At 68.2% G+C, this 3,050-nt stretch carries 3 protein-coding genes; all 3 read right to left on the bottom strand.

Going from position 1 to position 3,050, the window contains the following annotated elements; all coding sequences use genetic code 11:
- Positions 1–23: 23 nt before the first annotated feature.
- Positions 24–1,235, bottom strand: coding sequence for a hypothetical protein (locus tag ABZ260_RS49235; protein ID WP_355632365.1), 1,212 nt, complete (start codon positions 1,233–1,235; stop codon positions 24–26).
- A 72-nt stretch (positions 1,236–1,307) separates the two neighbouring features.
- Positions 1,308–2,117: a TylF/MycF family methyltransferase gene (locus ABZ260_RS49230; protein ID WP_355632362.1), complete on the bottom strand. Its 810-nt coding sequence runs from the start codon at positions 2,115–2,117 to the stop codon at positions 1,308–1,310.
- A gap of 139 nt (positions 2,118–2,256) precedes the next feature.
- On the bottom strand, positions 2,257–3,050 hold a 794-nt coding region (locus tag ABZ260_RS49225), incomplete at its 5' end, for a glycosyltransferase (protein WP_355632359.1).

The raw sequence follows: 3,050 nt of genomic DNA, 5'->3' as shown, positions 1-3,050 counted from the left end.
ATCGGCGACCCCGCTGTGCCTCGTCAGCCGTACTGCTGCAGCACCAGCGGCCGTGCCGGCCGGCCGTCCCGCATCACCACGTTCATGAGCAGGTCCGCCGTCTGGTTCGCGCGTGTCACGCTCAGGGAACCCCGGTGGTACGTCGTGCCGGACCTGTGCAACTCCAGGAAGCTCTCGATCCGGGGGCGCAGGGTGCCGTCGGGCTCAAGGACCCAGCACCCCCTGGCCGTCCAGGGCGGCATGGCCGCCGAGCACCAGGTCCGCGGCAGGCCCCGCAGGTGCACCCGGGCCATCGCCCTGCCCTGCGCGATACCGGGAGCGGGCTGGTAGAACGAGAGCCGGATGGCATGCGGGTCGATCTTCCGCAGTGCCCCGGTCTGCTCGTAGAGCAGGACCATCGCCAGATAGCGGACGACCCTGTCGAGCCACTGCGCCTCGTTCTCCGCGGGATAGAGCTTGCGGAGGCGGCCGAGGTAGTGCTGTCGCGTCTCGGCTCCGATCTCCCCGCGCCATCCCGCGGCGCACAGCTCACCGAACCGGGCCTCGGAGTCCTTCTCCGCCGTCCAGTAGGCGTGCAGCAGGTCCCGGTTCTGCTCGGCCTGTGCGATGCACTCGCGGTAGTCGGCATCGACCGTGTCGTGGAACAGGTAGGGCTGGATGGACTTCCCGGCCACCGCCCCGATCAGGTTGATCAGACCGTCCGCGTACAGACGGGAGTTCACAGTGATCGACTTCTGGACGGAGGGGGAACGGCCGTAGGCGTCCTCGTACCACACGCCGAAGTCCTCGATGATCAGACTGATGCGGGCGCCCGGCTCGTAGATCTCGGCGATGTCCGTCACGATCTGGGTGAGTCGCAACACGGTGAAGAGCTCGGCGATGTCGATGCCCTGGTCCTCGTCGCAGACGTAGTGCTTGATGCATCCCCACATCGTCGAGAAGGGGACCGGCTCGTTCCGCGACACCGCCCGGTCGATGCGTTCCCGCAGGATTCGGCGCCCGTCCTCGTCGGGTCTGGGATCGAAGCGCGTGTGCCGCGAACCGACGACGATGTCGAGGATCCGGTCCACGATCGAACCCGGACGTGGCGCCTTCCCGCTGCGCAGGATCCCGGAAACGGCCTGCGTCATCAGGTCGGGCGGGATCGGGAGACCTTCGGTGGACCAGGAAAACGTGAGATCGTCGCCGGCGCCCCCCATGGTCGCCGCGCCGTCGAAGTGCTGCTCCCCGGACATGGTCCTCCTTTCGTGAATGTGGTGTCCCCGTGGGTGAGAAGGCGGGCACCGGCCTCGCGGCCGGTGCCCGGCTCAGGCCTCCTTGCGCCAATACACGCCGCACCAGTCGATGTCGATGATCGGATCGGTGATGGCGTGCTCGTTCCGGTAGTCATGGACGGCCTTGGCACAGGCCTCCAGCGCGTGGTAGTCGTCGACGATGAGGAATCCGCCCGGCGACAGCTTGGGATAGAGGTTCACCAGCGCGTCCATCGTCGACTCGTACAGGTCGCCGTCCAGGCGTAGGACCGACAGGCGCTCGACGGGCACGGTGGGCAGGGTGTCGGCGAACCGGCCCTTGACGAACTCGACCTGCTCGTCGAGCAGGCCGTACCTGCGGAAGTTCTCCTGCACCTGCTCCCGGGAGATCGCGAGCGGCTCGAACAGGTGGATGCCCCACAACGGCTTGTCGTCCGGGTAGCGCTCGTCCGGCTCGGGGATCCCCTCGAAGGAGTCGGCGACCCAGACCCGCCGGTCCGTCACGCCGTGCGCGGCCAGCACGGCGCGCATGAAGATGCACGCGCCGCCTCGCCACACCCCCGTCTCCATGAAGTCGCCGGGCACGCCGTCGGCCAGCGCGCGTTCGGCGCACTCCTGCAGGTTGTTGAGGCGCTTCATGCCGATCATGGTGTGCGCGTCACGTGGCCAGTCGCGGCCCTCGCCACGGCCCTCGGCGCTGAACTCGACGAGTTCGGCGCCCGTCATTTTCAGCTCGGTCTGCTCTCCGTCGGAGACCTCGACGATGTCGACGTTGGAGACGTCCATGTCCGGGTCCTGGTAGACCGTGTTGCAGACGACTCGCTTCATGAGGTCGAGATAGAGGTCGGACGCTGTCATCGTCATATGTTTCCTCCGGTTTTCGTGTTGGTTCGGGGATCGTTCGAGAGATGTGTGGACGGTGTTTTCCTGGCTGTGTCGAGGCCCGGGTGAGTCGGATCGGCTTCCTTCCGCCGATGGTTCGCGACGGTTCCGGCCCGCCACCTCACCGGAGCGCGGTGCGGTGTTTGGAAGCGAGCTCCTCCAGGTGGGGGACGAGTTCGTTGGGAGTGGGCAGAGCCCGCATCTCGTCGCGCAGCCGGACCGCGCCGTCGCGGAAGGTGGGCTCGCGCAGCAGCCGGAGCACGCTTTCGCGGATCTTGGGACCCGTGGCCTCGCCGGGGTGCAGCCGCAGCGCCCCGCCCTGAGCGGCGAGCTTGCGCGCCATGATCGGCTCGTTGAAGTGGTAGCCGATGGCGAGCTGGGGAACGGCGTGCAGCGCGGTGGTGAGGACGGTCCCGTCGCCGGCGTGGTTGATGACCGCCGAGCAGGTGGGCACGAGGGCGTCCAGGGGCACGTACGGCACGAGCCGCGCGTTGTCGGGGACGCGGTCGAGTTTGTGCTGCTCGCTCTCCGCGACCGTGGCGACGAGTTCGATGTCGAGGTCGGCGAGGGAGTCGAGGACGTCCTGCACACCGACCGTGTAGCCGCTGAAGAGTTCGGTGGCGGCGAAACCGAGGGTGAGGGCGACGCGGGGTCGCTCGGGCGCGGTCCACAGCCACTTCGGCACGGAGGCGGGGCCGCCGTGGGGGACGTACCGCATCCGCAGGTAGTGCTGCGAGTCGGCCTGGTCGCTGAGTGAGGCGGGGAGCTGGTGGATGGTGAAGTGGCCGGTGGTCATGTCCTCGGTGAAGTCGAAGCCGTACTTGCGGCCGTAGGCGCCGAGCCAGTCGGCCAGGGGGTCGGCGCGTTCCTCGGCGGGCTGTTCGGCCTTGAGCCGCAGGAAGTGGTCGCGGGCGA

Source organism: Streptosporangium sp. NPDC006013 (assembly GCF_040614275.1).
Lineage (GTDB): Bacteria > Actinomycetota > Actinomycetes > Streptosporangiales > Streptosporangiaceae > Streptosporangium.
The sequence above is the reverse complement of the archived record's forward strand: the minus strand, read 5'-3'. Positions and strand labels throughout refer to the sequence as shown.

Excerpts from the sequence above, each read along its gene's own strand:
- ABZ260_RS49235 (WP_355632365.1), bottom strand. The coding sequence starts at position 1,235 with ATGTCCGGGGAGCAGCACTTCGACGGCGCGGCGACCATGGGGGGCGCC.
- ABZ260_RS49230 (WP_355632362.1), bottom strand. The coding sequence starts at position 2,117 with ATGACGATGACAGCGTCCGACCTCTATCTCGACCTCATGAAGCGAGTC.